At 34.7% G+C, this 23,420-nt stretch carries 18 protein-coding genes; 7 read left to right on the forward strand and 11 right to left on the reverse strand.

Annotated features, from left to right (window positions below):
• Positions 1-96: 96 nt before the first annotated feature.
• Positions 97-909: a phosphatase PAP2 family protein gene (locus Q0893_RS13805; RefSeq protein WP_298903031.1), complete on the reverse strand. Its 813-nt coding sequence runs from the start codon at positions 907-909 to the stop codon at positions 97-99.
• A gap of 45 nt (positions 910-954) precedes the next feature.
• The gene (gene pheT, locus Q0893_RS13810; protein ID WP_299276650.1) at positions 955-3,381 is read right to left on the reverse strand and encodes a phenylalanine--tRNA ligase subunit beta; all 2,427 of its coding nucleotides are present in this window, start codon (positions 3,379-3,381) and stop codon (positions 955-957) included.
• Positions 3,382-3,582: 201 nt separating this feature from the next.
• On the opposite strand from pheT, the gene Q0893_RS13815 reads away from it, so the two are divergent.
• On the forward strand, positions 3,583-4,797 hold the full coding sequence (locus Q0893_RS13815; protein ID WP_299276653.1) for a peroxiredoxin: 1,215 nt from the start codon (positions 3,583-3,585) through the stop codon (positions 4,795-4,797).
• A 17-nt stretch (positions 4,798-4,814) separates the two neighbouring features.
• On the opposite strand, the gene Q0893_RS13820 is transcribed toward Q0893_RS13815, so the two are convergent.
• The 6 genes from Q0893_RS13820 to Q0893_RS13845 form a co-directional block, all read right to left on the reverse strand.
• On the reverse strand, positions 4,815-5,396 hold the full coding sequence (locus Q0893_RS13820) for a peroxiredoxin (RefSeq protein ID WP_298903027.1): 582 nt from the start codon (positions 5,394-5,396) through the stop codon (positions 4,815-4,817).
• A 3-nt stretch (positions 5,397-5,399) separates the two neighbouring features.
• A complete protein-coding gene (locus Q0893_RS13825; protein ID WP_298903026.1) occupies positions 5,400-5,981 on the reverse strand; it encodes a tRNA-(ms[2]io[6]A)-hydroxylase in 582 nt (193 codons plus the stop codon).
• A gap of 27 nt (positions 5,982-6,008) precedes the next feature.
• Positions 6,009-6,980 (reverse strand): kelch repeat-containing protein, encoded by a 972-nt coding sequence (locus tag Q0893_RS13830; protein WP_299276658.1) that lies wholly within the window; start codon positions 6,978-6,980, stop codon positions 6,009-6,011.
• A gap of 32 nt (positions 6,981-7,012) precedes the next feature.
• Complete coding sequence (locus tag Q0893_RS13835) at positions 7,013-8,242, reverse strand: hypothetical protein (RefSeq protein WP_299276661.1); 1,230 nt, start codon at positions 8,240-8,242, stop codon at positions 7,013-7,015.
• A 5-nt stretch (positions 8,243-8,247) separates the two neighbouring features.
• Entirely contained in the window at positions 8,248-9,165 is a 918-nt protein-coding gene (locus tag Q0893_RS13840) for a WD40 repeat domain-containing protein (protein WP_299276664.1), read from the reverse strand.
• 113 nt (positions 9,166-9,278) lie between these two features.
• On the reverse strand, positions 9,279-10,379 hold the full coding sequence (locus Q0893_RS13845) for an AraC family transcriptional regulator (protein ID WP_299276668.1): 1,101 nt from the start codon (positions 10,377-10,379) through the stop codon (positions 9,279-9,281).
• A 245-nt stretch (positions 10,380-10,624) separates the two neighbouring features.
• Between Q0893_RS13845 and Q0893_RS13850 the strand changes: the two genes are divergently transcribed.
• The 3 genes from Q0893_RS13850 to Q0893_RS13860 all read left to right on the forward strand — a co-directional run bounded on the left by Q0893_RS13850 (position 10,625) and on the right by Q0893_RS13860 (position 14,419).
• The gene (locus Q0893_RS13850; protein WP_298903019.1) at positions 10,625-11,716 is read left to right on the forward strand and encodes a DUF2911 domain-containing protein; all 1,092 of its coding nucleotides are present in this window, start codon (positions 10,625-10,627) and stop codon (positions 11,714-11,716) included.
• 144 nt (positions 11,717-11,860) lie between these two features.
• Positions 11,861-12,703, forward strand: coding sequence for a helix-turn-helix domain-containing protein (locus Q0893_RS13855; RefSeq protein WP_366915893.1), 843 nt, complete (start codon positions 11,861-11,863; stop codon positions 12,701-12,703).
• 72 nt (positions 12,704-12,775) lie between these two features.
• On the forward strand, positions 12,776-14,419 hold the full coding sequence (locus Q0893_RS13860; RefSeq protein ID WP_298903017.1) for a M20/M25/M40 family metallo-hydrolase: 1,644 nt from the start codon (positions 12,776-12,778) through the stop codon (positions 14,417-14,419).
• Positions 14,420-14,447: 28 nt separating this feature from the next.
• On the opposite strand, the gene recG is transcribed toward Q0893_RS13860, so the two are convergent.
• Positions 14,448-16,550, reverse strand: coding sequence for an ATP-dependent DNA helicase RecG (gene recG, locus Q0893_RS13865; protein WP_298903016.1), 2,103 nt, complete (start codon positions 16,548-16,550; stop codon positions 14,448-14,450).
• Between the two features lie 99 nt (positions 16,551-16,649).
• On the opposite strand from recG, the gene Q0893_RS13870 reads away from it, so the two are divergent.
• Genes Q0893_RS13870 through Q0893_RS13880 form a run of 3 tightly spaced genes read left to right on the forward strand, consistent with a single transcriptional unit; the run spans position 16,650 to position 21,260 of the window.
• A complete protein-coding gene (locus Q0893_RS13870; protein WP_299276674.1) occupies positions 16,650-18,350 on the forward strand; it encodes a peptide-N-glycosidase F-related protein in 1,701 nt (566 codons plus the stop codon).
• Between the two features lie 29 nt (positions 18,351-18,379).
• Complete coding sequence (locus tag Q0893_RS13875) at positions 18,380-20,365, forward strand: M1 family metallopeptidase (RefSeq protein WP_299276678.1); 1,986 nt, start codon at positions 18,380-18,382, stop codon at positions 20,363-20,365.
• A 1-nt stretch (position 20,366) separates the two neighbouring features.
• On the forward strand, positions 20,367-21,260 hold the full coding sequence (locus tag Q0893_RS13880; RefSeq protein WP_298903012.1) for a patatin-like phospholipase family protein: 894 nt from the start codon (positions 20,367-20,369) through the stop codon (positions 21,258-21,260).
• A gap of 11 nt (positions 21,261-21,271) precedes the next feature.
• On the opposite strand, the gene Q0893_RS13885 is transcribed toward Q0893_RS13880, so the two are convergent.
• Positions 21,272-21,790 (reverse strand): hypothetical protein, encoded by a 519-nt coding sequence (locus tag Q0893_RS13885; protein ID WP_299276681.1) that lies wholly within the window; start codon positions 21,788-21,790, stop codon positions 21,272-21,274.
• Between the two features lie 53 nt (positions 21,791-21,843).
• Complete coding sequence (locus tag Q0893_RS13890) at positions 21,844-23,397, reverse strand: FMN-binding glutamate synthase family protein (RefSeq protein ID WP_298903010.1); 1,554 nt, start codon at positions 23,395-23,397, stop codon at positions 21,844-21,846.
• Positions 23,398-23,420 lie beyond the last annotated feature (23 nt).

Below are 23,420 nucleotides of genomic sequence, written 5' to 3' on the forward strand. Positions count from 1 at the left end.
TGAATGTTAAAATTAAGGATTATTTAAGTCCTAAAGGCAAGGTTGTAATAATATTTTACAATAGTTTAACAGAACATATAGCCTCTAAAAAATCGTTTAAAACGATCCAACAATTCCAATTTGATTAGGACTAAATCTAAGATTCCATGAAATTTGTTTCTTTTTCTTTGGGTAATCATAGGCCTCTTCGTTGTATAAAAATTTGTCGATACAATCTACAACTATAATACTAACAGCTGCACTAAAGACGATATCGGTTACCCAGTGTGCGTTATCTAACATTCTCGAAATTGGAGGAATAGATCCAATGGTGTAAATACCTGCTTTTACCCAAGGGTTATCAAATTGTTTTGCAATGGCATGAGCCATAGTAATTGATAAAATCGTGTGACCAGAAGGGAATGATCGAAACTCTGCGTCATTTGCATAGGGTCTAAATTCTAGGTGATCTTCACCAGAACTTGGTCGCGCTCTACCAAAGGCATTTTTGCTAAACGTTTGGATAAGCCCAGTTGTAATAGATGATGAAATGATTAGAACACTGGTTTTTCTTACTTTTTCATTTTTGGTAAGTAGACCAAATCCGTATAGCCCTGCATTAGCCATAAAATAGTTTTGCGGACTGCCGAAGTACCATCCGAAGTCTCTAATAACCTTAGGGAAGTCTTCTCTTTGGTTTTGAAAAAAATCACGTGTTGGGTTATCGGCAAGTGTTAAGGTCGCTGTACCAGCAACAAGAATACCTAATTTGGCAAAGTCTTTGCCTTTCCAATGAAGTGGTCTCGTTAAAGAATGTCCAACACCTTTTAATGTATATCTAAAGTCGTGTTTGGCCAATTGCCAAACGGTTAAAGAGTCTTGATGTTGAGGATTATCTAAAGATTGCGCCGTTGTTAATTGAACGCTCATTAGTGTTATTATTCCGAAAATTAAAACTCTTATTTTCAATAGATTTTATCTTAATTCTGCTCCAAGTTGCTTTTCAAAGTTGGCTTGTAGCTTATTCATAATTTTATCAATTTGTTTGTCTGTTAGCGTTTTGTTTTCATCTTGAATCATAAAACTAACAGCATAACTTTTCTTTCCTTTTGGAAGATTTTTACCTTGATATACATCAAACAAATCTACATCTTTAAGCAGATGTTTTTCGGTTTGCATGGCAATTTTATCAATCTCTTCAAATGTAATATGATCATCTAAAAGTAAAGCAAAATCGCGACGTACTTCAGGATATTTTGGGATACTTTTAAATTTAATTGAATTATGCTTAGACATATCCAACACATTATCCCAATTAAAATCAGCGAACAATACTTCCTGAGAAATACCAAAATGCTTTAATATCTTTTTATTGACGATACCAAACTCTACTAATTTTATTTTTCCTAAAGATAAACTAATACCTTCACTAAACACATCATTTTTTATTGGAGACACCTTAAATCTAGAAATCCCTAAACGTTGGAGTGTGCTATTTATAATACCTTTCATATAGAAAAAGTCACTTTTCTGTACTGGTGTATTCCAACGTAAACTATTCTTGTTTCCAGTTAAGAAAACAGATAAATGCTTGTGTTCTTGGCAACCATCGCTATAATTGTGGTATGTTTTACCAAACTCAAAAAGTTTTAGATTATCTCGCTTTCTGTTAATATTATGACTTACAGCTTCTAGGCCAGAGAACAATAAACTTTGACGCATAACACTTAAGTCGTTACTAAGTGGATTAAGCATTTCTACGTTATGATCTTCATTTAATTGAGCACTAAGCTCTACATATTGTGGCGTAGTTAATGAATTTGATAGAATTTCGAAAAACCCTTGTGCGGCTAATTGATTTCCAATAACATTTTGAAGTTTATAATCTTCAAATTTAGAAGTGTTAGAAATAGAAGCGTTTAATTTTTCAGTAGTATTAATATTGTTGTATCCGTATACCCGTAATACTTCTTCAATAACATCGGCTTCACGCTGTACATCATTTCTATAGGCAGGAACCGTAAGTCCAAGACCCGCTTCTGTAACATTATTAACTTTAATGTCAAGAGACGTCAAAATGCTTTTTATAGTTTCTCTAGGAATTTCTTCACCTATTAATTTCTTAGCATTATCAAAACTTAGACGTACCTGAAAATCCTCAATCTTTTTTGGGTAAAAATCAAGTACATCGCTAGAAATTTCACCACCTGCAATATCTACTATAAGTAAGGCTGCGCGCTTTAAGGCATAATCGGTAATGTTTGGATCGATTCCACGTTCAAATCTAAAAGAAGCATCTGTGTTTAAACCATGGCGCTTAGCTGTTTTTCTAATGCTCACAGGATTAAAATAGGCGCTTTCCAAGAAAATACTTGTAGTACCTTCGGTAACTCCAGAATGAGACCCGCCAAATACGCCTGCGATACACATAGGCTTTTCGGCATCACAAATCATCAAATCTTCAGCGTTTAATTCGCGCTCTATGTCGTCGAGAGTTGTGAATTTTGTGCCTTCTGGAAGTGTTTTAACAACGACTTTGTTTCCTGAAATTTTGGCGGCATCAAAGGCATGAAGCGGTTGTCCCAATTCATGCAACACATAATTTGTTATATCTACGATGTTGTTTTTTGGTGTTATACCAATAGCTTTTAACCTGTGTTGTATCCAATTTGGTGAATCTTCAACTTTAAGTCCTGTAATTGTTAATCCGCAATAGCGAGGTGCTAAATCGTAATCTTCAATGTCGATATCAATTTTTAATGTACGACTATCAACATGAAATGAACTTACAGACGGTGTTATTAATTCGGTATTAATATCCTTTTGAAGTAAACCTGCCTTTAAATCTCTGGCTGTTCCAAAATGACTCATGGCGTCAGCTCTATTTGGTGTTAATCCAATTTCAAAAACCTGATCATTTTCAATATCAAAGATATCGGCTGCTAAAGTACCTACTTTAATTTTCTCGTCTAAAACCATGATTCCGTCATGTGATTTTCCAAGACCTAATTCGTCTTCTGCGCAAATCATTCCATGACTTTCCTCACCTCTTATTTTACCTTTCTTTATTTTCCAAGCCTCACCTTCTTCTGTATATAGAGTTGTTCCAATGGTGGCAACGGGTACTTTTTGTCCTGCCGCTACGTTGGGGGCACCACATACAATCTGAAGAGGAGCATCGGTTCCAATATTAACGGTTGTTACTTTTAATCGATCTGCATTTGGGTGTTGTTCGCAGGTTAATACTTCACCTATAACAATACCCTCTAAGCCTCCTTTTACAGATTGGTAGCTTTCTATACCTTCAATTTCTAATCCTAAATCGGTAAGTAATTCACCCGTTTCTTCTGCCGACCAGTCCGTTTTTAAAAATTGTTTTAACCAGTTATATGATATCTTCATTATCTTATTTTATCAATGGCCAAAGATAATAATACTAATAATTTCAACGCTTCGATTTACATAAAAATTAAACGAATCCTTGTTTTTTTTACTGAAATATAACTTTTATCAAAGTCTTAACGATTGTCAATCAATATTTCCATCATCTTTGTAAGAATTATATCTTTGTTAAGACTACATTATTTTAAATCGAAAATCGGCATGAGAAAATTACTTATTGTACCTGTTCTATTACTTTGTTTCGCTTGTAACATGGATCGATCAGAAGCTCTTAAAGAAGGTGTTTGGAGAGCAGAATTAAAACTAACAGATACAGAAGTATTACCATTTAATTTTGAAGTGACGTCTCGAGACGCTCTTAAAATTTTTAATGGTGACGAAGTTATCCTGGTCACAGATGTTAATTATTCTAACGATACTATTGTTTTTAAAACTCCCGTTTTTGAAGGTTATATACAAGCTGTAGCAAAAGATAGCAGCTTGGAGGGGTTTTATATTAAAGAAAGTTTAGATCGTGTGGTGCCATTTTCTGCTAAATATGGTTTAAAAAATCGTTTCGATTTAAATACAGAAAAGACAATAGTAAATGTCTCTGGAAATTGGGAAACCGTATTTAGCCCAGATTCTGAGGACGATGCCTATATTGCAAAAGGTATTTTTAAACAAGAAGGTACTAAAGTCACAGGAACTTTCAGAACAACTACTGGCGACTATAGATATTTAGAAGGCGTTATGGATGGTACAACGATGAAGTTATCTACATTTGATGGAGCACATGCTTTTTTGTTTACTGCAGAAGTTAACGATAGTACCATGAACGGTATGTTTTATTCTGGAAATCATTGGAAAGAGCCCTTTGTTGCAAAACGAAATGATCTTTATGAATTACCTGATGCTAATGATCTGACTTATTTAAATGAAGGTTATGACGCCTTAGAATTTACATTTCCTGATGCTGAAGGCGAACAAATATCGTTATCAGATGATCGTTTTAAGAATAAAGTAGTGGTTGTTCAAATTATGGGAACCTGGTGTCCTAATTGCTTAGACGAAAGTAAATACTACACTGAATTTTATGATAATAATGCTGAAAAGGATATTGAATTTGTTGCTTTAGCATTTGAATACGCTAAAACCAAAGAAAAGGCCTTTGAGAGTATAAAACGTTTAAAAGATGATATTGGGATTAGCTACCCAATTCTATTGGCGCAATACGGAACTTCAAGTAAGTCTAAAGCACAAGAAAAATTGCCAATGCTCAATCATGTGTTATCATATCCTACGTCGATATTCATTGACAAAAAAGGGAAAGTACGTAAGATACATACAGGGTTTAATGGACCGGCGACAGGCTATAAATTTATCGAATTCAAAACAGAGTTTTCCGAATTTATAGATGAGTTGTTAGAGGAGTAATAGAGGTGTATTTTGTTTTAATTTTTTAATAATCCATTAATTTTTCGTTTTAAGCGATTTATGATATTGAAACTTAGCACATCGCTTACATACTCCAGTCGACCTTCTTTACTAAGAATAACATTATAAGGGTAATGCGGGATTCTAAATTGTCTCGCTAAGGAGCCTCCGCTGGGGATAATATTAAAATCAAAAGTAGTATTTTTTAAAAACTTATCCAGCGACTTTTTGTTGTCTAAAGCGATAGCAAAAAATAAAACATCTTTATCTTTAAATTGGGCTTTCAATGTGTTTAAATCAGGAATTTCGGCAACACAGGGTTTACAATTGATAAACCAAAAATTCATGACCACCACTTTTCCTTTCATACTGTCTAAAGTATAGGTGTTACCATTAATGTCTTTTAGATTAAGTTCTGGGAGTAACTTGCCTTCTAAACCTTTTCTGGTAACTTTGTCCTTTTTCTTTTTAATCTTATAGTCTGTCTCAAACTGAGCCATTTCTTCCTTAGTGTAAGTTTTTTTTTGTTTGTTTTGACTAAAGCTAATATTGATGGTTAAGCCTATGATGAGTACAATAAATAACTGATGTTTTGTCATAAATTATCCGTGTATGGTTTCTGAAGTACCGTAACTCTTAATAAGCTCACCTTCAAAAGCTACAAGTTCCTTCCATCGTTTATTAACGTCAATATCCTGACCATATTTTCTAGCGTAGGTAATAAAAGTAGTGTAATGTCCAGCTTCACTTACCATGAGATCGTAATAGAATTTTGCAAGTTCTTTATCTTTTATTCGTTGAGATAGCAATTTAAAACGTTCGCAACTTCTGGCTTCAATCATCGCTGAAAATAACAGTCTATCTACCATGCTTTGAAGACGATTTCCGCCTTTATTCATAAACTTATAAAGTTGATTAACGTAATGATCTTTTCGTTCTCGGCCTAGGGTATAACCACGCTTTTTAATGATGTCATGAACCATTTGAAAGTGCTCTAATTCCTCTTTAGCCAATTCTAATAAATCGGTCACGAGGTCTTCATATTGGGGGTTATGTGTAATAATCGTAATAGCGTTTGTACAGGCTTTTTGTTCGCACCAAGCATGATCTGTTAAGATTTCTTCTATGTTGTTCTCGGCTATTGTTGTCCAACGTGGATCTGTTTCCAATTTAAGATGTAGCATGCTTTACTTTTTTAGTAAAGATACTGTTTAATATGTTTCCCAATTCTTATTTTCAATATTGTAAACCCAAAAATCTGTCAAAGGTTTGTTGGTAGAATTCCATCCACCAAACAGGATGATTTTTTTCAGGGCATCATGATATATTAACCCCGGTTTTCCTGCTCTTGCTAGTGTTTCGTTTGTAGAGTCTAAAATCCAATTCCTGCCATTCCAAATTTGTGTATCTCCATAATAACCATTGTTATAACCTCCAAATAAAATAACTTTTTCAATGGTGTGATTATAGACCAAGGCGTGATGATCTCTAGCTAGTTCCTTGGTATTAGATTTTAATGTCCAACCCGTTTTATCTAACTCCCAAGTGTCTCCATAAACATGTTTTTCATTTTCAGTGCGGTTAAACCCTCCAAATAAAACTATTTTGTTTTGCGATGCGTCATATGCGGTTTTATGTTGAAGTCGAGGAGGGGGATCTGTTTTGAAATTTAATTGTGTCCACATATTGTGTTTCAAAACCCATGTGTCATTTAAAGACGCTTTTTCAATATGAGATCCGCCAAAAATGTAAATACCATGATCCGTAGAATGATAGGTCATGCTATGCGACTGTCTTTTCGGAGGGCCTTTGATTTTTAACTGTGTCCATTTTTTATTTTTCCATTCCCAAGTATCGTTAAGTAATTCTTGGTTGTCATTTTTTCCTCCAAAGAGAATCAAACTTTGATTTTCACTATTGTAAACCATCGTATGGCCACTTCGAGGTTCTGGAGAGGTTGGTGTTTCTATTTGATTCCAATTCTTACCATCATAAGCCCAGAGATCATTGAGTCTTTTTTTATGTGTAGAGCAGTAGCCTCCAAAAAGGTAAATAATATTATCTGTTTTATGATAAGCAATTACAGGTTGATTTCTAGGACAAGGAGTGTCTTTAAGAGTCTTTTCCGTTGTAAATAAAAATGTACTCAGTATTATAATTAAAGCGATTAGTTTTGTATTCATAACGCTGTTTTACAATTGTGTAACTATTTAATTTATGGTTTGTAATAAGGCTTCAGGAAAGTTAATACAATTTTCCAAGTTTCACTAACATCTTCTTTTACGCGATCACTGACCAACATAGATGAACCATGAACACCGTTTATAGCAATATAAGTTTGATGGTTATGTGCTTTTGCTAATTTAAGCTGGTCAATTGAACTTTGCCTTTCCATTTCTCTTTGAGGTCTTAGTAATAAGAGCGGTATTGATATGTTTTTCAAATACGGATTGGGGTGGCAGTTTTTTACTGCATTACCTGTTGATGGAGAAAATGCCAATATCGCCGAAATGTCATTAGAGCGGTTGCTGGCAAGTTGTATGCCTAGAGCAGCACTGTAACTACTTCCCCATAAAATTTTATGTCCGATATATTGGTTTTTTATTAAGTAGTCTAATGCGCCTTCTATATCTGGGTAAGCCTCACAATAGTCAAAATCATTCTTTTTTAAGTTGTCGACAGTTCTGTTATGACCGCCATAATATGATGCACCTCCAACTCTTTGATCTATGGCTAAAACATTAAATCCTTCATTAAGTAATTTAGGAATTATGGTTTGATACTCTCCTTTAGCATTAGAACCTCCTTGATGTGTTAAAATTATTGTAGACCATGCTTTGTTTGTTGTGTACATGTCACCATAAACTGTGATGCTGTCTTTTGTGTCAAAGGTTATTTCTGAATGTACTATTTTGTGATAAACCCTCTGATGAGTTAAGGCCCATTGTTTACCATAATCTGTTGAGAGATATGAAGAGAATTCAAAATTATTAGAGCTATTTAGAGTAAGTATATATTTAGATTGTACTTTTCTAATGTCTTTGTTTCTGTACCAATATGTTGTCATTGCGTCGTTTCGTATGGTGCCTTCCAAGTTGGAAAAAGAACCATGCTCTGAATCTAATGCTATCATTTGAACACGTGTAGAGTCTTGACCGGTAATGACAACTTCACGTGCATAGGGATTGTTTCTATATGTACCTCTGTAGGATTCTTTAATTCCACAACCTTCGATAGAATTTGTAATAATCGCTGTACCATGATTGTCTTCATAGTTTCCAGGCGAGGTACGGTCTTTGGTGGTGACAAACCACGTGCCTGTTGTTGATTTTAAGAAATCGTAATTTTTGTTTTTACACGTGAATTGTGGTTGCTGAGAAATGGCAAAGTGAAACCATAATATTATGGCTGCTTGAAAGATGATTTTTATAGTATTTGGCTTCATAGTTTTTAAAGTTTTAGCTTCCATATTTTTACGTTATTTTCAGGGTGGTCGCCTGCGGTAACTAAAATGCCTTTTGCATATGATATACTGCTCACCCAAGATTGATGACCTTGAAAAGAAGAGATTAATTCTCCAGAATGTTTCCAAACTTTAATTAATTTATCTGCACCGCAACTAATAAAGATATTGTCATTTTCAATAAATATTATGGCACTTACCATATCGCTATGAGCGTTTAAGATACGAATCTTGTTACCGTTTAAATCAAATATTGATATTTTCCCGTCCCTATGACCTGCAAGAATTCTATTCTTTTTAATTGAAATTGCAGCCGTTCTTATCCCTTCTCTATGACCTATTATTGTCTTTATGAGTTTTCCATTATAGTCCCATAGTTTTAAGGAGCCGTCCCAACTAGAGGTTAAAATTCTCTTTTCTTGAGGAATAAATTCAATCGAATTCACTTGTTCTTTATGATCATCAAGAGTGAATTTAAGAGAACCATCTCTATACCATACTTTGGCAGTTTTATCTCTGCTTGCTGTGCCAATGAAAGGACCATTTTGAGTAATATTTATAACGCCATTTGTATGACCGTTAAACCTGGATAAGATATTTCCATTCATATCCCATAAAATGGCTTTATTATCATAAGCACCTGTAAGGATTGTTTTTGTACTGTCATAATAATGAACCGATGACACCGAACTTTCATGACCTGTTAATTTCAAAATTCTTTTCCCTTCAATGGTCCAAACTGTAGCTGTAGAATCTTTTCCAGCCACAAATACTTGCAGAGCGTCATGAGATATTTTAGCCTTATATGGCGTGTTGCCAAAATCAATAGTATGTATGAGTTCCTGACTAAATGTTTTTGATGCTACTAAAAGTGAGAATAGAATTAAAAGATGTTTAGTTTTCATTTTGTGAGTTTCAAATATTTAGAATAAATGACATCTAAAATGAAAGATTAAAAGCCACAATTTTTGAATTGGTGATAAAAAGACATGTTTTTAACGTTTGTATAACACTAGCGTTATGCCGTTAATAGCATGCTGTTTTTGTATTCGGTAGGCGTCATTCCGGTATGTCTTTTAAAAACACGAGTAAACGTGTTTTTGGTGTTGAAACCAACTTCCATAGCAATGCCTAAAAAGTTGAGGTGATCAAAATTTTCATTTTTCATCATGCTTTTTGCTGCTTTGATGCGATAAGAATTTACTAAAAATGTCAAACTGCAGTTAAATTCACTATTTATAATATGTGAAAGATACTTCGAATTTAATTCGAGTTTTTTACAGAAAAATTTAGAATCTAAATGGTCATATTTAAAAGCTTCTTCTTGTTCTAATAAATAAATGATTTCATTCTTAATATGATTGATTTTTTCATTGTTAAGTATGGGTTTGTTGTTTGAATTGGAATTTACGCTTGTAAATTTAGATTCTTTAATAGACCAAAAACCAACAAAATGAATAAGTGTTGAAAATACCAGAAATGTACTTAAAAAGACATTAGAGTGATGATACCAAGTGAAGGATAATATAATAAGTGTTATAAAATAACATACTGAAATAGATGAAAAGAGCCATACATAATGTTTTATCCATTTGTGACTATTGTTTTTGTGTGTTCTTTTATCAACATGACCCAATTTGTCATATACTAATAGTGTAGATTTATAGCTGTAAAAAAGTAAGAGCACCCCAAAACACCAATAGTAAAGACCTTTATATGGGAAGTAATGATGGCCTTCTATGTAGATTGCATACTTCTCAACACCTGATTTCAAATAAAACGGTAAAATTAGTAATAGACTGCCAATTGCAGGTAAAAAATGCAAGTAGTTTGCGGTGTTCCATTTGTTGTTTTTATGAACTTCATATTTAATAAAAAAGTAAAATAATGGACCAATTAAAAAGAGAAGCGGTATTAACGAGCCAATAAGGTGAGGCAATGCCTTAATACTAAATTGTTCAATGAGGTACTGATTAAAAAGAAATCCAGAGATGATAATAAGTAGCGCTCCAAGACATGTGTTCTTATCTAGTTTTTTTGAACTATTTAGAAACAAAATAGTGGCCAGCATAAGACCGTTAAAAGCTCCTAAAAGAAAAAGTGTTGAATACAAAGTCATGAGATAAATATATTTCAAGCATTTAGTTATTCTTAGTTTTTATAAAAAATTTAACGAAAGAAATAGGTAAATGTCTCTTAGAATTTTGGATGACTGCTCACTGTTGATTTGAGATTACAATTAATTGTGTCTCGTATTATAAAAATATGTTAATTAACATTAACGCTTATCACTTTAACAAGATTGTAACACAGCTAGACTTCTTTTGTTTTTAACTTCAATTCGAATTTATAACTAATCAAATCATGAAAAACAAAACAATTACTAAATTATTTATGTGTTTAATGCTTTTTATAAGCGCAGATACATTTGCTCAATTAAACACACCAAGGGGCAGTCAACAAGCTACAGTTGCACAGCGCGTAGGTGTGTCTGACGTTTCTATTACGTATTCAAGACCTAGTGTTAAAGGCCGTGAACTTTGGGGTAAGCTCGTACCTTATGGTATGAATAATCTTGGATTTGGAACTGCAACGGCGGCGCCTTGGAGAGCAGGAGCCAATGAGAACACTACTATTACCTTTTCACATGATGCGGAGGTTGAAGGAAAGTCGATTAAAGCAGGAACTTATGGCCTGCATCTAGAGGTTAAACCCGATAATACAGCGACTTTGATTTTATCTAATGATACTGATGCTTGGGGAAGCTATTTCTATGATAAAAATAACGACGCTTTACGCGCAGATATTACTACCACTTCTGTGCCTCATCATGAGCTATTAACGTTTGCGTTCAATGATGTAAAGGCAAATTCTGCCACAGCGTCTTTGGCATGGGGAGAAAAAGCATTCCCTTTTAACGTGTCTTTTGATGTCACTAATATTGTATTAGACGATTTCCGACAAAAATCTAAAGGTCAAGCAGGATTCCAAAGACAAAACTGGGAGCAGGCGGCTAATTTCGCACTTAATAATGGTGGAGATTATAACGAGGCTTTAGGATGGATTAACAAAGCCATTTCTGGACAATTTTTTAGCCAGAAAACATTTAATAATGTTGCTATTAAAGCGCAATTGCTTAATAAATTAGGAAAAACAGCAGAGTTTGAAGCTGCTTTAGATGAAGCCGCAGCGATAGCTAATTCCAATCAGTTAAATAGAATGGGATATCAAATGCTTAGCTTGAAAGACAATGATAGAGCCATGAAATACTTTAAAAAGGCCGTAGAGATAGATCCGGAAAATCCGAATGTGTATGATAGTTTAGGAGAGGCTTATAAAACGATAGGTGATAAGAAAAAAGCAATCAAGAATTTCAAAAAAGCATTGTCTATGAATCCTTCAGCTAATGTGAAAGCAAATTCTGAAAAGCATCTAAAAGAATTAGGTGCATTATAAAGATTTCATCAATCAATCAAATCAATAAAAAACATGAATTCATGTTTTCAAGCTCAACTTTTTTAAAGAAGTTGAGCTTTTTTTAACTGAAATTTAACGAGACCAGTTCTTAATACGTTTAAGTTTGTTTTAAAAGTTTGACTATTGTACTTTAAAAAATATATACCGAGTCCATTATTTTCAAGGTTTGTTGATTGTTATTTTACAATGAACATGAATCTTCTAGAAACATCCATTCAAGATCTTGTAATTCCAGATGGTACTTTTGGTCTTATTTTTATTGAAAGCGATGATGCTTTAGGAAGAAGTTTAAGTACATCGACTACAAGTTTGCCATTAAAGCATGCTTCAATATTCGGACAAAAAACTCATGCCGTAAATTATGAGTTAAACTCTGTGAATTCAAAAGTATTTGGACTTAAGATAAAGCCTTGTGGAATATCGCTTTTTACAAAGGATATACGTGTATTGCAAAACACGTTTGCGAATATAGATACCTTAAGCGATACAGATTTATTAGATGTGGAGCACAAGATACTCGAAGCTCAGACTGTATTTGATAAGATTAAACTTATAGAGCAGTATATGTATAAAAAACTTAAAGTATTAGAGTTCAATACAAATTTTGAATTAATGGAGGCTATTGTTAGTTTTATCCATGAAAGAAAGGGGAATTTAAGATTTGATCAATTAACAACTCATTTTGGTTTGAACTACAAGAAAATGGAACGCTTGTTTCTTAAATACCTCGGATTAACACCAAAGCAATACCTTAGAATCATAAGATTTAATGCCAGTATTTCATCTACAATGACTTATGCTTCTGAGAACTTAACTCAAATGGCTTATCGCAATGGTTTCTTTGATCAATCTCACTTTATAAAAGAGTTTAAACAGTTTACATCATTAACGCCGAAACAGTTTTTTAATAAAGACCGTAGCCTTTCTGAAGGCGAGTATTTAAATATTATCAATGATCGCTGGTAAAGTTTCTGATGTCTAAAAATTACAATTCTTTTGCTTTTTAATGATTTATGTTTGGTTTTTAAACTAAACTGTATGAAAAATCATGTAACGTTACTTACTATATTGTTATTAGCTGCAATGTCATGTAATGCTCAAATTGAAGCCCCAGAATCTTTAATTACAGATGAAAATGTTGAAAAACATATTAAGGTTCTAGCTTCAGATGCATTCTTAGGAAGGAAGCCAGGAACAATTGGCGAAGAAAAAACAATACATTATATAAAGTCTCAATTGGAAGAATTCAAGGTGCTTCCAGCGAATAAGGGTAGCTATTTTCAAGAATTCAAAATTCAAAAAGTAAAATCTTCTAATTGCAGTAATATGACTATTAATTTCGAAAATGAAACTAGCGATTATAGTTTTCAAAAGGACTTTTATGCCAAAACGACTTACAAATTAGATGAAACTATTGATGTAAAAGGGGTAGAGATGGTGTATGCAGGCTTTGGTATTGTAGCGCCTCAATTTGGTTGGGATGATTATAAAGATATTGATGTAAAAGGTAAGGTTGTTGTCGTTTTGTTTAGTGATCCTGGATATCATTCAAAAGATCCAAAACTTTTTAAAGGGGAAAATCCAACGTATTATGCAGGTGTAAAGTATAAGAAAAAGGAGGCCGCAAAACGCGGAGCAATTGGTCTTGTAATGATTCATGATGACGCCATCGATTGGGAGGCAGTAAAGGATGATTCTGATGCTCCAAATTTTATAGAGGGTCAACCACAGTTGGCTTCAGATAATTTGAAATTCTCTGGTTTGATTTCTAAACGACTAGCTAATGATCTATTTAAAAACTCGGACTATTATTCTAACTATATTGAAAAAGCCCTATCTAAAGCATTTTCTCCATATCCTTTGAAAGCTAAGGTTTCTTTATCGTTAAGTGCAACATATGAGGATGTAATGCGCACTAAGAATGTTGTAGGAATGATAAAAGGAGCAAAGCGACCTGATGAATATGTATTGTATACAGCACATTGGGATCATGTTGGTTTTAGGGCTGGACATATAGGAAACGATTCGATTTTTAATGGTGCCATTGATAATGCTTCTGGTACAGCAATGCAACTTGAAGTGGCAAGGGCGTTTTCAAAATTAGAGAAGAAACCAGAGCGTACTATTTTGTTTTTGTTTACTTCAGCAGAGGAAATGGGATTATTTGGAGCAGAGCATTATGCTAATAACCCATTGTACCCTTTAAACAAAACAGCATGTGTTATTAATGCCGATGCCAGTTTTGCGGTAGATAAAATGCGTATGGTTATTAATGTTATCGAAAGTCATACAGAAATGGATACCATAGTTAATATGGCTGCATCTAAACTTGGAAGGGAAATTGTTCAAACGAAAGGGGAGAAGCTGCCTGGTAACGTTTTTCAGAGATCTGATCATTATCCATTTGTAAAAAAAGGAGTGCCAGCCGTATGGAATGTTGGAAATTTTGACCCATTAAGTGGTGATAAAAAAGAGGAAGAGAAAATAATGACTTTTGTGACAACGCATTATCATAAGGTCACAGATGAATTTTACGACGGATTTAACTGTGCTAATATAACTTTTGACGCTCAGCTTAATTTTTTAACAGGATTAGAATTAGCAAATTCAACTGCTTGGCCTAACTGGAATGAAGGATCAGAATACAAAATCGTTAGGGATAAAAGCATGTCTAACAATTAATAACTTGTTTAGACCTGACAATTACATGTTAAGAAATATAATTCCAAATGTTCTTGTATTTACTGAGTTCGCGATAGGTTTTAAGGATAGTTGTATGCTCTGGCAAGCCTAAAGAAGGGTCTTGGTTAAGGATCTGTTTAGCATAAAAACGAGCGCTTTGTAAAATATCTTTGTCTTTAATGATGTTGGCTATTTTTAAATTTAAAACACCGCTTTGTTGTGTTCCCATAATGTCTCCTGGGCCGCGAAGTTTAAGATCAACCTCTGCGATTTCAAATCCGTCACTAGTGCGCGTCATGGTTTCTAACCGTGTTTTACTGTCCTCACTTAATTTGTGACTTGTCATTAAAATGCAATAGCTCTTTTCTGCACCACGACCAACACGACCTCTTAACTGATGAAGCTGCGCTAAACCAAAACGTTCGGCGCTTTCAATAATCATAACTGAGGCATTAGGAACGTTAACACCAACTTCTATAACTGTAGTTGCGACCATAATTTGGGTTTCTCCCTTAACAAAGCGTTGCATTTCATAATCTTTGTCGACAGGTTTCATTTTTCCGTGAACTATGGATATTTGATAGTTGGGCTGCGGAAACTCTCTAACAATACTTTCATAACCGTCCATTAGATCTTTATAATCTAAAGCAGAGCTTTCTTGGATCAATGGATATACAACATAAATTTGTCGTCCTTTTTCAATTTCATCACGCATAAATCGCATAACTTTAAGGCGATTTTTATCATAGCGATGAACAGTTTTTATGGCTTGTCTTCCAGGCGGTAATTCATCAATAATTGAGATGTCTAAATCGCCATAAACAGACATCGCTAAAGTCCTTGGAATTGGTGTTGCAGTCATTACTAAAATGTGTGGAGGAGAGGTGTTTTTTTTCCATAATTTCGAACGCTGTGCAACTCCAAATCGATGCTGTTCGTCAATAATTGCGAGCCCTAAATTTTTAAATTTTACCTTATCTTCGAGCAATGCGTGCGTGCCAATTAGAATCTGTAAATCGCCATTTTCGAGTGATTCGTGAATTTTCCTCCTGTCTGAAGTATTAGTTGAGCCAGTTAACAGTTTAATGCTGATATTCAATTCTTTAGATAAGTCAAGTAATCCTTGATAGTGTTGGACTGACAAAATTTCAGTCGGAGCCATTAAGCAGGCTTGAAAACCGTTGTCAAGCGCCATTAACATTGACATGAAGGCGACTATCGTTTTTCCAGAACCTACATCTCCTTGCAATAATCTGTTCATTTGTGCATTGCTACCTAAATCATGTCTAATTTCTTTTAAAACACGTTTTTGCGCATTGGTTAAATCGAAGGGTAAATTGTTTTTGTAAAAGCTGTTAAAATAATCTCCAACAGATTTAAATGGAAAGCCTTTTATTTTTGATTTATGAATAAGATTTTTTAAAATTAACTGCAACTGAATATAGAATAGTTCTTCAAATTTTAGCCTGAATTCTGACCGCGATAATAGCTTTTGACTTTTAGGGAAATGTACATTAAAAAGAGCATCACTTTTGGGTAATAATTTAAGCTCAGAAATAAGGTGGTCTGAAAGTGTTTCAGAGAAGCGTCCTTTAGTTTCTAAAAACAAACTTTGCATGATTTTCGTCAGTACACGATTTGTGATTCCTTTGTTCGCTAATTTTTCTGTTGATGGATAAACGGCTTGCATTGAAGAGCGAAGACTTTTTTTGTGATCACTTAGCAATTCTAATTCGGGATGTGGCATGTTATAGACGCCATTGAACCAATTAATCTTTCCGAAGATAACATAGGGCGTATTGAGTTTTATACTGTCTCTAATCCATTTTTGCCCACGAAACCATACAAGATCAATTTTTCCCGTATCATCCTGAAATGTGCCAATCAGGCGTTTTCCTCGCTTTTGCGCAACTTCTTTGAACCCTGTAATTTTTCCAACAATTTGAACATCAGCACTATTGCGCTGTAATTCGCTGATTTTATGATATTTAGTGCGATCTAAATAGCGATTAGGGAAAAGGTTGATTAAATCTTGATACGTATGAATTCCAAGTTCGCTGCGAAGTAAATCAGCACGATTGGGGCCAACACCTTTAAGATAATCTATTGGAGTTTGTAAATTAACGCTCATCTAGTCAAAATTATCACTTTTTTCTAATGTATTATTATCAATTTTGCTTTTTTGGAGTTATTATAATCTATACATTGTAGAAAAAAATATTTTAAAGATATGAAAGCCGTTTATTTAAAAAAGAGCCTTGCCTTATTTGCAGTGCTAATTATTGTTTTATTTGTTGTTAATTGTAGTAGTGAAGACGGTTCTGATGGAGGGACAACATCGTCAAATATTGTGATTACAGGTTCTATTGGGGCTTTTGGAGAAGTGAATGTGTTGGCGCATTCTGCCTCACAGAGCATAGAAGTAAGCGGAGATAATTTAAGTGCTAATGTGGCGATTTCTTCTACGGCTAATTTTGAAATCTCTTTAGATGATTCTAGTTTTTCAAACCAGTTGACCATTAGTAAGGATGTAGCGAATGCAGGAAATCAAACACTTTTTGTGCGATTTTCGCCTTCTGCTAGTGCATTGGGCCCTGTTTCGGGAGAGTTGTCTTTGCAGAGTAATTCGGCGACAACAAGAACAATAAGTCTCACAGGTGTTGGTTTGAGTACTGCTCCAATAATTAATATTAATGTTTCTAGTTTCAATTTTCAGGACACACCTATAGCTCAGCAATCTGCCGCTTCAGCTCTTTTTGTTGATGGCAATAATCTTAGTGCTGCAATTAATTTGAGTGTTTCTGAAGGCTTTGAGATATCGCTTGATGGTACGAGTTTTTCCGATGTTCAGCAAATAGCATCAGGAACTGTAAATAACCAAACGACGGTGTTTGTGCGTTTTGCACCTACAGAGTTAGGAGACGCTATGGGAGTTTTGAGTTTGGAGAGTGAAGGTGCAGAAACGGCTGAAGTAGCGTTGTCTGGTACAGGGATTCCTATTGTTCATAATTATCTCACATTCGACAAAGAGCGTTTGGCTTTTGGTGGTGGATTTAATCAGTCGGCTACGCAAACCTTTAGTCTTCATGATGATGTGTCCAATATTGAGACGATAAAAATGTATGTGAAATTAACATGTCCAACTGGAGGTTGCGACGAATGGGACGTGTATGCTAATGTTAAAATAAAGGATGATGCATCTGGCGAGTTGTATGAATTGGGACGTTACATCACGCCTTATTGGAATGATAATAGTCAGTTAGATAGAGGGTTTGAGTTTGATGTCACCGATTTTAAATCGCTGTTGTCTGGATCAGCAGAATTAAGAATTAGAACAGAGTGCTGGAACGCTAGAGGTTATGAGGTAACTGTCGATTTTGATTTCATCGAAGGGACGCCAGATTATCCATATTATGCGATTTCTAGAGTTATTGCTTATGATGATTGGTCTAGCTCTGGTGTGCCTTATGGCACTGCACATAGTATGGATTTGGATAAAACGATATCGATACCAGCAAATGCTGAAAGTACCCACTTAAGAACTGTTATTTCTGGTTGGGGGCAAGCGTCTCCGGCAATTGGAGGAAGAACTTGTGCCGAATGGTGTTTTAGAACTCATGATGTTAGGATTAATGGCGTGAATACGTTTCAGCATGATATGGGGCCTTTAGATTGCGCATCTAACCCTGTTAATAATCAAGAGCCAGGAAATTGGCAGCCAGATCGTGCTGGTTGGTGTCCAGGTATGGTGGTGCCTTATAGAATTGACGATTTTGCAACTAATATGGCTGGAAATACTTTTGGCTTTGAGTATGCTTATGAAGGCGGTTGGACGAATGATGGTCAAAACGGAAACGCTTTTTATGCAACCTCTACTTTTGTTGTTGTTAAAAGTAATACGCCAATTACTAAACCTGTAGTGACCGATTAAACTGGTCTCGTTTTTGCTATATAATACGCATGAGAAAAATAATTCAATGTTTGTTTTTGGTTGCCTTCGGAAATATGTTTGCCCAGCAAACTGAGTATGTGGATTTTAAAACTGTCAAGGTTAATTTGTATAGTGTCAATCATGATTTAGATGAGTTTGGCGGTGAGGCAAATTATAGGTTCGAGATACTTAAGGATGTAGATTCAATTTATCTTGATGCTAGGAATTTTCAACAGCATGCCGTTGCATTGGATGGTAAAACGCGACTACATGAATATGACGGAGAACATATAATTGTCAAAAATAAATTTAAAGCCAATACGGTCTATGAGTTGCAAATTAATTGGGTTGCTCATAAACCTAAAAAAGCGATATATGCCTTGGGTGACCAAATTTGGACTCAAGGTCAAGGAAAATATACAAGTAATTGGTTGCCTAGTATTGATGATGTTAACGATAAAGTTGAATTTGATATCACAATAACATTTGAGAATGATTATGAAGTTTTGGCTAATGGAATGTTAGTAAAAAAAGAGGTTGGAGATGTTTCAACCAAATGGCAATACGATATGAAAAACCCAATGTCAAGTTATCTCGTGGCTTTGGTGATTGGTAAATATGATAAAAAAACAGAGACTTCAAAAAGTGGTATACCTCTAGAATACTATTATTATCCTGAAGATTCGCTTAAAGTTGAACCTACTTATCGCTATACGAAGCAAATGTTCGATTTTTTAGAGGAAGAAATAGGTGTAGCTTATCCTTGGCAAAATTACAAACAAGTTCCTGTAAAGGATTTCTTGTATTCTGGTATGGAAAACACAGGGCTTACTATTTTTTCAGATAGTTTTGTAGTAGATTCTACAGCGTTTAATGATAAAAATTACATTACTGTTAATGCACATGAATTAGCGCATCAATGGTTTGGTGATTATGTTACAGCAAAATCTGGAGAGCATCATTGGTTGCAGGAAGGATTTGCAACATACTATGCTTTGTTGGCAGAACGAGATGTTTTTGGGGACAAGCATTATTATTGGCAGTTATTTGAAAATGCTCAAGAGTTAATTGCACAAGAAACAGCAGGACAAAGTACATCACTGTTAGATCCGAAATCTAGCAGTACAACGTTTTATAAGAAAGGAGCTTGGGCTTTGCATGTGTTGCGAGAGCAAGTTGGTGATGAGGTCTTTAGGGTTGCTGTAAAAGCCTATTTGGAAAAGCATCAATTTGCTAATGTTGAGACTTCAGATTTTATTTCTGAAATAGAAAAAGCTAGTGGTTTAGATCTGTCAGAATTTGTTAAAGTATGGCTTGAAGATAAGACGCTTCCAGAAGATGCTATGGTTAAAAGCCTAAATCAGTCTCCATTTATGCAAGAATATTTTATGGTTGACTGTGAGGCTTATACATCAAAATGCAAAGCATATCTAACATCTTATATTTCGGATAAAGCGAAAGTAAAAGTGATTAGTCAAATTCCAGATAAAATAGAACTTAGTGCTTTTCAAAATGATTTAGAAGTGCGTCAGGCCATTGCTAGGCACGTCGATAAGATTCCTCTAGATTTTAAAGAAGCCTACGAATCACTTTTGGATGATAAGTCTTATATTACTGTTGAAAATGCAATGTATCATTTATGGGCTAATTTTCCTGAGGATCGTGTAAAATACTTACAGAAAACCAAAGAGATTAAGGGGTTTAATGATCTTAATGTAAGATTGCTTTGGTTGGCGTTGCATTTAAATACGCTTGAGTACCAACCCGAAAACAAACAAGAGGTCTTAAATGAACTGATATCATATAGTTTACCTGGACAACATTTTGAGTTGCGTTTAAACGCCTTTAATTATTTAAAACTACTTGGAGGTTTTGAAAGAAAATCTATAGAAAGTCTTTTAGAGGCTAGTAAACATCATAATTGGAGATTTTCAAAATATGCTAAAAACATGATTGCGGAGCTTGAGGCAAGTGAGCGTTATAAATCGTTAATTAATACAATAAAAACAAACTAATTTGAGAGCATTGGTTATATCTGGAGGAGGAAGCAAAGGAGCGTTTGCTGGAGGAGTTGCTCAATATCTAATGGAAGGCGAGGGTAGAGATTATGATATGTTTTTGGGAACATCTACAGGAAGTTTATTGGTGCCACATTTAGCGGTGAATGACATTGGGAAGTTGTATGATATTTTTACTAACGTTCAGCAGCATGATATTTTTAGTATTAGTCCGTTTGTCCAAAGGAAAAAAGGAGATCGAGAATTTGTTTCGATAGACTTTATAAACTCGCTATGGCAGTTTATACGAATGAAACGTACGTTTGGAGAGAGTAAAGCCTTAAAGCGAAATATAAAGCAAAACTTTACAAGGGCAGAGTTTGATAAAATTATAAGCACCAAGGAGGATGTCGTGGTTACGGTTTCTAATTTATCAATGAATAGAGTGGAGTATAAATCTATAAAGGAGTATACTTATGAAGAGTTTTGTAATTGGATTTGGATTTCCTGTAACTACATACCGTTTATGTCATTGGCTAAAGTTAATGGTTATGAGTATGCAGATGGTGGCTTGGGCTGTGTAGTTCCTATAAGGGAGGCTATTTTACGAGGGGCAACAGAGGTTGATGCTATTGTTTTAGAATCTGAAACTATGGAGCGAACGAAAGTGTTAGGGAAAAATCCATTTTCCTTAATGCTTAATTTATTTGGACATCTTTTGGATCAGGTTGAAAAAAATGATGTTGTTATAGGGAAGCTTGCTGCAAAAAATAAAAATGTAAAGCTCAATCTATATTATACGCCGACGAGTTTAACTGAAAACTCTTTAATTTTTAGTAAACGTCTCATGGTGAAATGGTGGGCTCAAGGCTATGACTATGCTAAAGAAAAGCATAGTCAAGATAAGTCTTAAGGATTTGATCTTTACCAGAGATTAGATACTTCTTCTTTGATAAAAGATAAGGCAGCGTCGCTAGGAGCTCTTTTGTCAATCATATCAGTTAATAGCACTTCACGCAACTTATCTGCCGAATTTACTTTGTCTGACAAGGCCACTTTTCTTATCATTTGAATTGTTGCGTTTTTGGCAGTGGAAGTAATGCTCCAACACTGATCAGTGACATAGACTTGTTGTGCTAAATTATGATCAAATTCCTGTTCAATATTTGCTATAAGTAAAGATTCATAATCTTCTTTTGATGAGGATGTTGGGTTGACTCTAACAAGAAGTTTTGCAGGTTTGATCCTCTCTAAGAACAATGACAGACGTTCGTAGGCTTGAAGACGCATAGGTAATGCATCTTTTTGTAAATCTTTTTGAATTAAATAGTCTCGTCGTCTACTTTCATTTTCCACATGTTCTCTAAAAAATAAATAGGCAACTGCTCCTGTGATTAAAGACGGGATAATGAACATTAATAGATTGACTAGTTGTTGTTCCATAATTGATTTAATTTCGTTTTAATTGTAAACTTAATTGTTTTTAAATTATTGTTTTAACATTTTCCGCCTAAATACATACAATCTTTCAAATCTTGCATGGATGTATAAGGTACTTTAGTTTTATTATACATGTATGTACTGGACAATTCTTTTGATAAGTTATGATCATCTACATTGACTTCAACATCGTCCATTGTAAATTCGCAAGGATGTTCATATCCAGCGGCATGAGTAATCTCTATAAGCTCTTTTCTGAATGTCTTAAAATATTGGGCTAACCGCACCGATTTCAATGTAGGGTCGATTCCATTTTGTAACCATTTGCTTTGTGTCGCTATACCACTTGGACATTTATTTGTATGACAAATTTGCGCCTGAATACAACCAATGCTCATCATAGCTTCACGTGCAACGTTTATGCAATCGGCTCCCATAGCAAATGCCATAGCGGCCTTTGCAGGAAAACCTAACTTACCACTTCCAATAAACACAATACGTTCTGAAAGTCCTTTTCTTTGAAATAATTTATATAAATCTCCAAACCCATAGACCCAAGGTAGTGAAACGTGATCGGCGAAACTTGGAGGGGCCGCACCTGTGCCTCCTTCGCCACCATCAACTGTTATAAAATCAGGTCCTTTGCCCGTTTTTAGCATAATATCTGCTAGTTCTTTCCATTGGTCTAATTTCCCTATAGCTGCTTTTATTCCAACTGGTAAACCTGTTTCTTCGGCAATAGCTTCAATAAAATCAACCAATTCGGGAACTGTAGAAAATGCTTTGTGATTTGGTGGAGATAATACTGTTTTACCTTCCTCAACGCCTCTAATTTCGGCTATCTCTCTTGTGATTTTAGATCCTGGTAATACACCTCCTTTGCCTGGTTTAGCGCCTTGTGATAATTTTACCTCTATGGCGCGTACGAAAGGATTGTCCTCAACCAGTTTTTTCATTTTTTCCATTGAGAATCCTCCATCATCTGCACGAACACCAAAATAACCTGTTCCAAAATGAAATACGACATCGCCACCATTACTATGGTAAGGGGATAATCCACCTTCGCCTGTATTGTGATAGGCATGAGCTATTTTCACTCCTTTGTTCAAAGACTCCACAGCCTTAGCAGATAGTGAACCAAAACTCATGGCAGAAACATTAATCACAGATGCAGGTCGATAGGGTCGTTTACGCTTGTTGAATGCTCCCATAACTTTTGCACACGGCAAAAACGATTTATCGATGGTGTTTGGATGCTCTGCTCCAATTTTAAAAGGAAACATGGCATTATTTACGAAAATATGTTGATGTGCATAGATATCTCTATCGGTTCCAAAACCTTCATAATTATTTTCATTCTTAGAAGATGCATAAACCCAGCCACGTTCTATACGATTAAAAGGTAATTCTTCTCTATTATTAGCCACAAAGTATTGGCGAATTTCTGGACCAATACTTTCAAACCAGTATCGGATGTGTCCAATAACAGGAAAGTTATGTTGTATTGTATGCTTTTTTTGGAATACATCACGAATGGCTATGAATATAATTATAATTAGAATCCACATCCACCACGATATATTTGAAATAAAATTTAGAAAGGTATCCATTGTATTTAATTAAAGGGTAAAGA

The sequence above is a fragment of the uncultured Psychroserpens sp. genome (genome assembly GCF_947494225.1).
Lineage (GTDB): Bacteria > Bacteroidota > Bacteroidia > Flavobacteriales > Flavobacteriaceae > Psychroserpens.

Bases quoted from the DNA above. Each gene is read 5' to 3' on its own strand.
- Q0893_RS13805 (WP_298903031.1), bottom strand. From the start codon at position 909: ATGAGCGTTCAATTAACAACGGCGCAATCTTTAGATAATCCTCAACAT.
- pheT (WP_299276650.1), bottom strand. From the start codon at position 3,381: ATGAAGATATCATATAACTGGTTAAAACAATTTTTAAAAACGGACTGG.
- Q0893_RS13815 (WP_299276653.1), top strand. From the start codon at position 3,583: ATGAGAAAATTACTTATTGTACCTGTTCTATTACTTTGTTTCGCTTGT.
- Q0893_RS13820 (WP_298903027.1), bottom strand. From the start codon at position 5,396: ATGACAAAACATCAGTTATTTATTGTACTCATCATAGGCTTAACCATC.
- Q0893_RS13825 (WP_298903026.1), bottom strand. From the start codon at position 5,981: ATGCTACATCTTAAATTGGAAACAGATCCACGTTGGACAACAATAGCC.
- Q0893_RS13830 (WP_299276658.1), bottom strand. From the start codon at position 6,980: ATGAATACAAAACTAATCGCTTTAATTATAATACTGAGTACATTTTTA.
- Q0893_RS13835 (WP_299276661.1), bottom strand. From the start codon at position 8,242: ATGAAGCCAAATACTATAAAAATCATCTTTCAAGCAGCCATAATATTA.
- Q0893_RS13840 (WP_299276664.1), bottom strand. From the start codon at position 9,165: ATGAAAACTAAACATCTTTTAATTCTATTCTCACTTTTAGTAGCATCA.
- Q0893_RS13845 (WP_299276668.1), bottom strand. From the start codon at position 10,379: ATGACTTTGTATTCAACACTTTTTCTTTTAGGAGCTTTTAACGGTCTT.
- Q0893_RS13850 (WP_298903019.1), top strand. From the start codon at position 10,625: ATGAAAAACAAAACAATTACTAAATTATTTATGTGTTTAATGCTTTTT.
- Q0893_RS13860 (WP_298903017.1), top strand. From the start codon at position 12,776: ATGAAAAATCATGTAACGTTACTTACTATATTGTTATTAGCTGCAATG.
- recG (WP_298903016.1), bottom strand. From the start codon at position 16,550: ATGAGCGTTAATTTACAAACTCCAATAGATTATCTTAAAGGTGTTGGC.
- Q0893_RS13870 (WP_299276674.1), top strand. From the start codon at position 16,650: ATGAAAGCCGTTTATTTAAAAAAGAGCCTTGCCTTATTTGCAGTGCTA.
- Q0893_RS13875 (WP_299276678.1), top strand. From the start codon at position 18,380: ATGAGAAAAATAATTCAATGTTTGTTTTTGGTTGCCTTCGGAAATATG.
- Q0893_RS13885 (WP_299276681.1), bottom strand. From the start codon at position 21,790: ATGGAACAACAACTAGTCAATCTATTAATGTTCATTATCCCGTCTTTA.
- Q0893_RS13890 (WP_298903010.1), bottom strand. From the start codon at position 23,397: ATGGATACCTTTCTAAATTTTATTTCAAATATATCGTGGTGGATGTGG.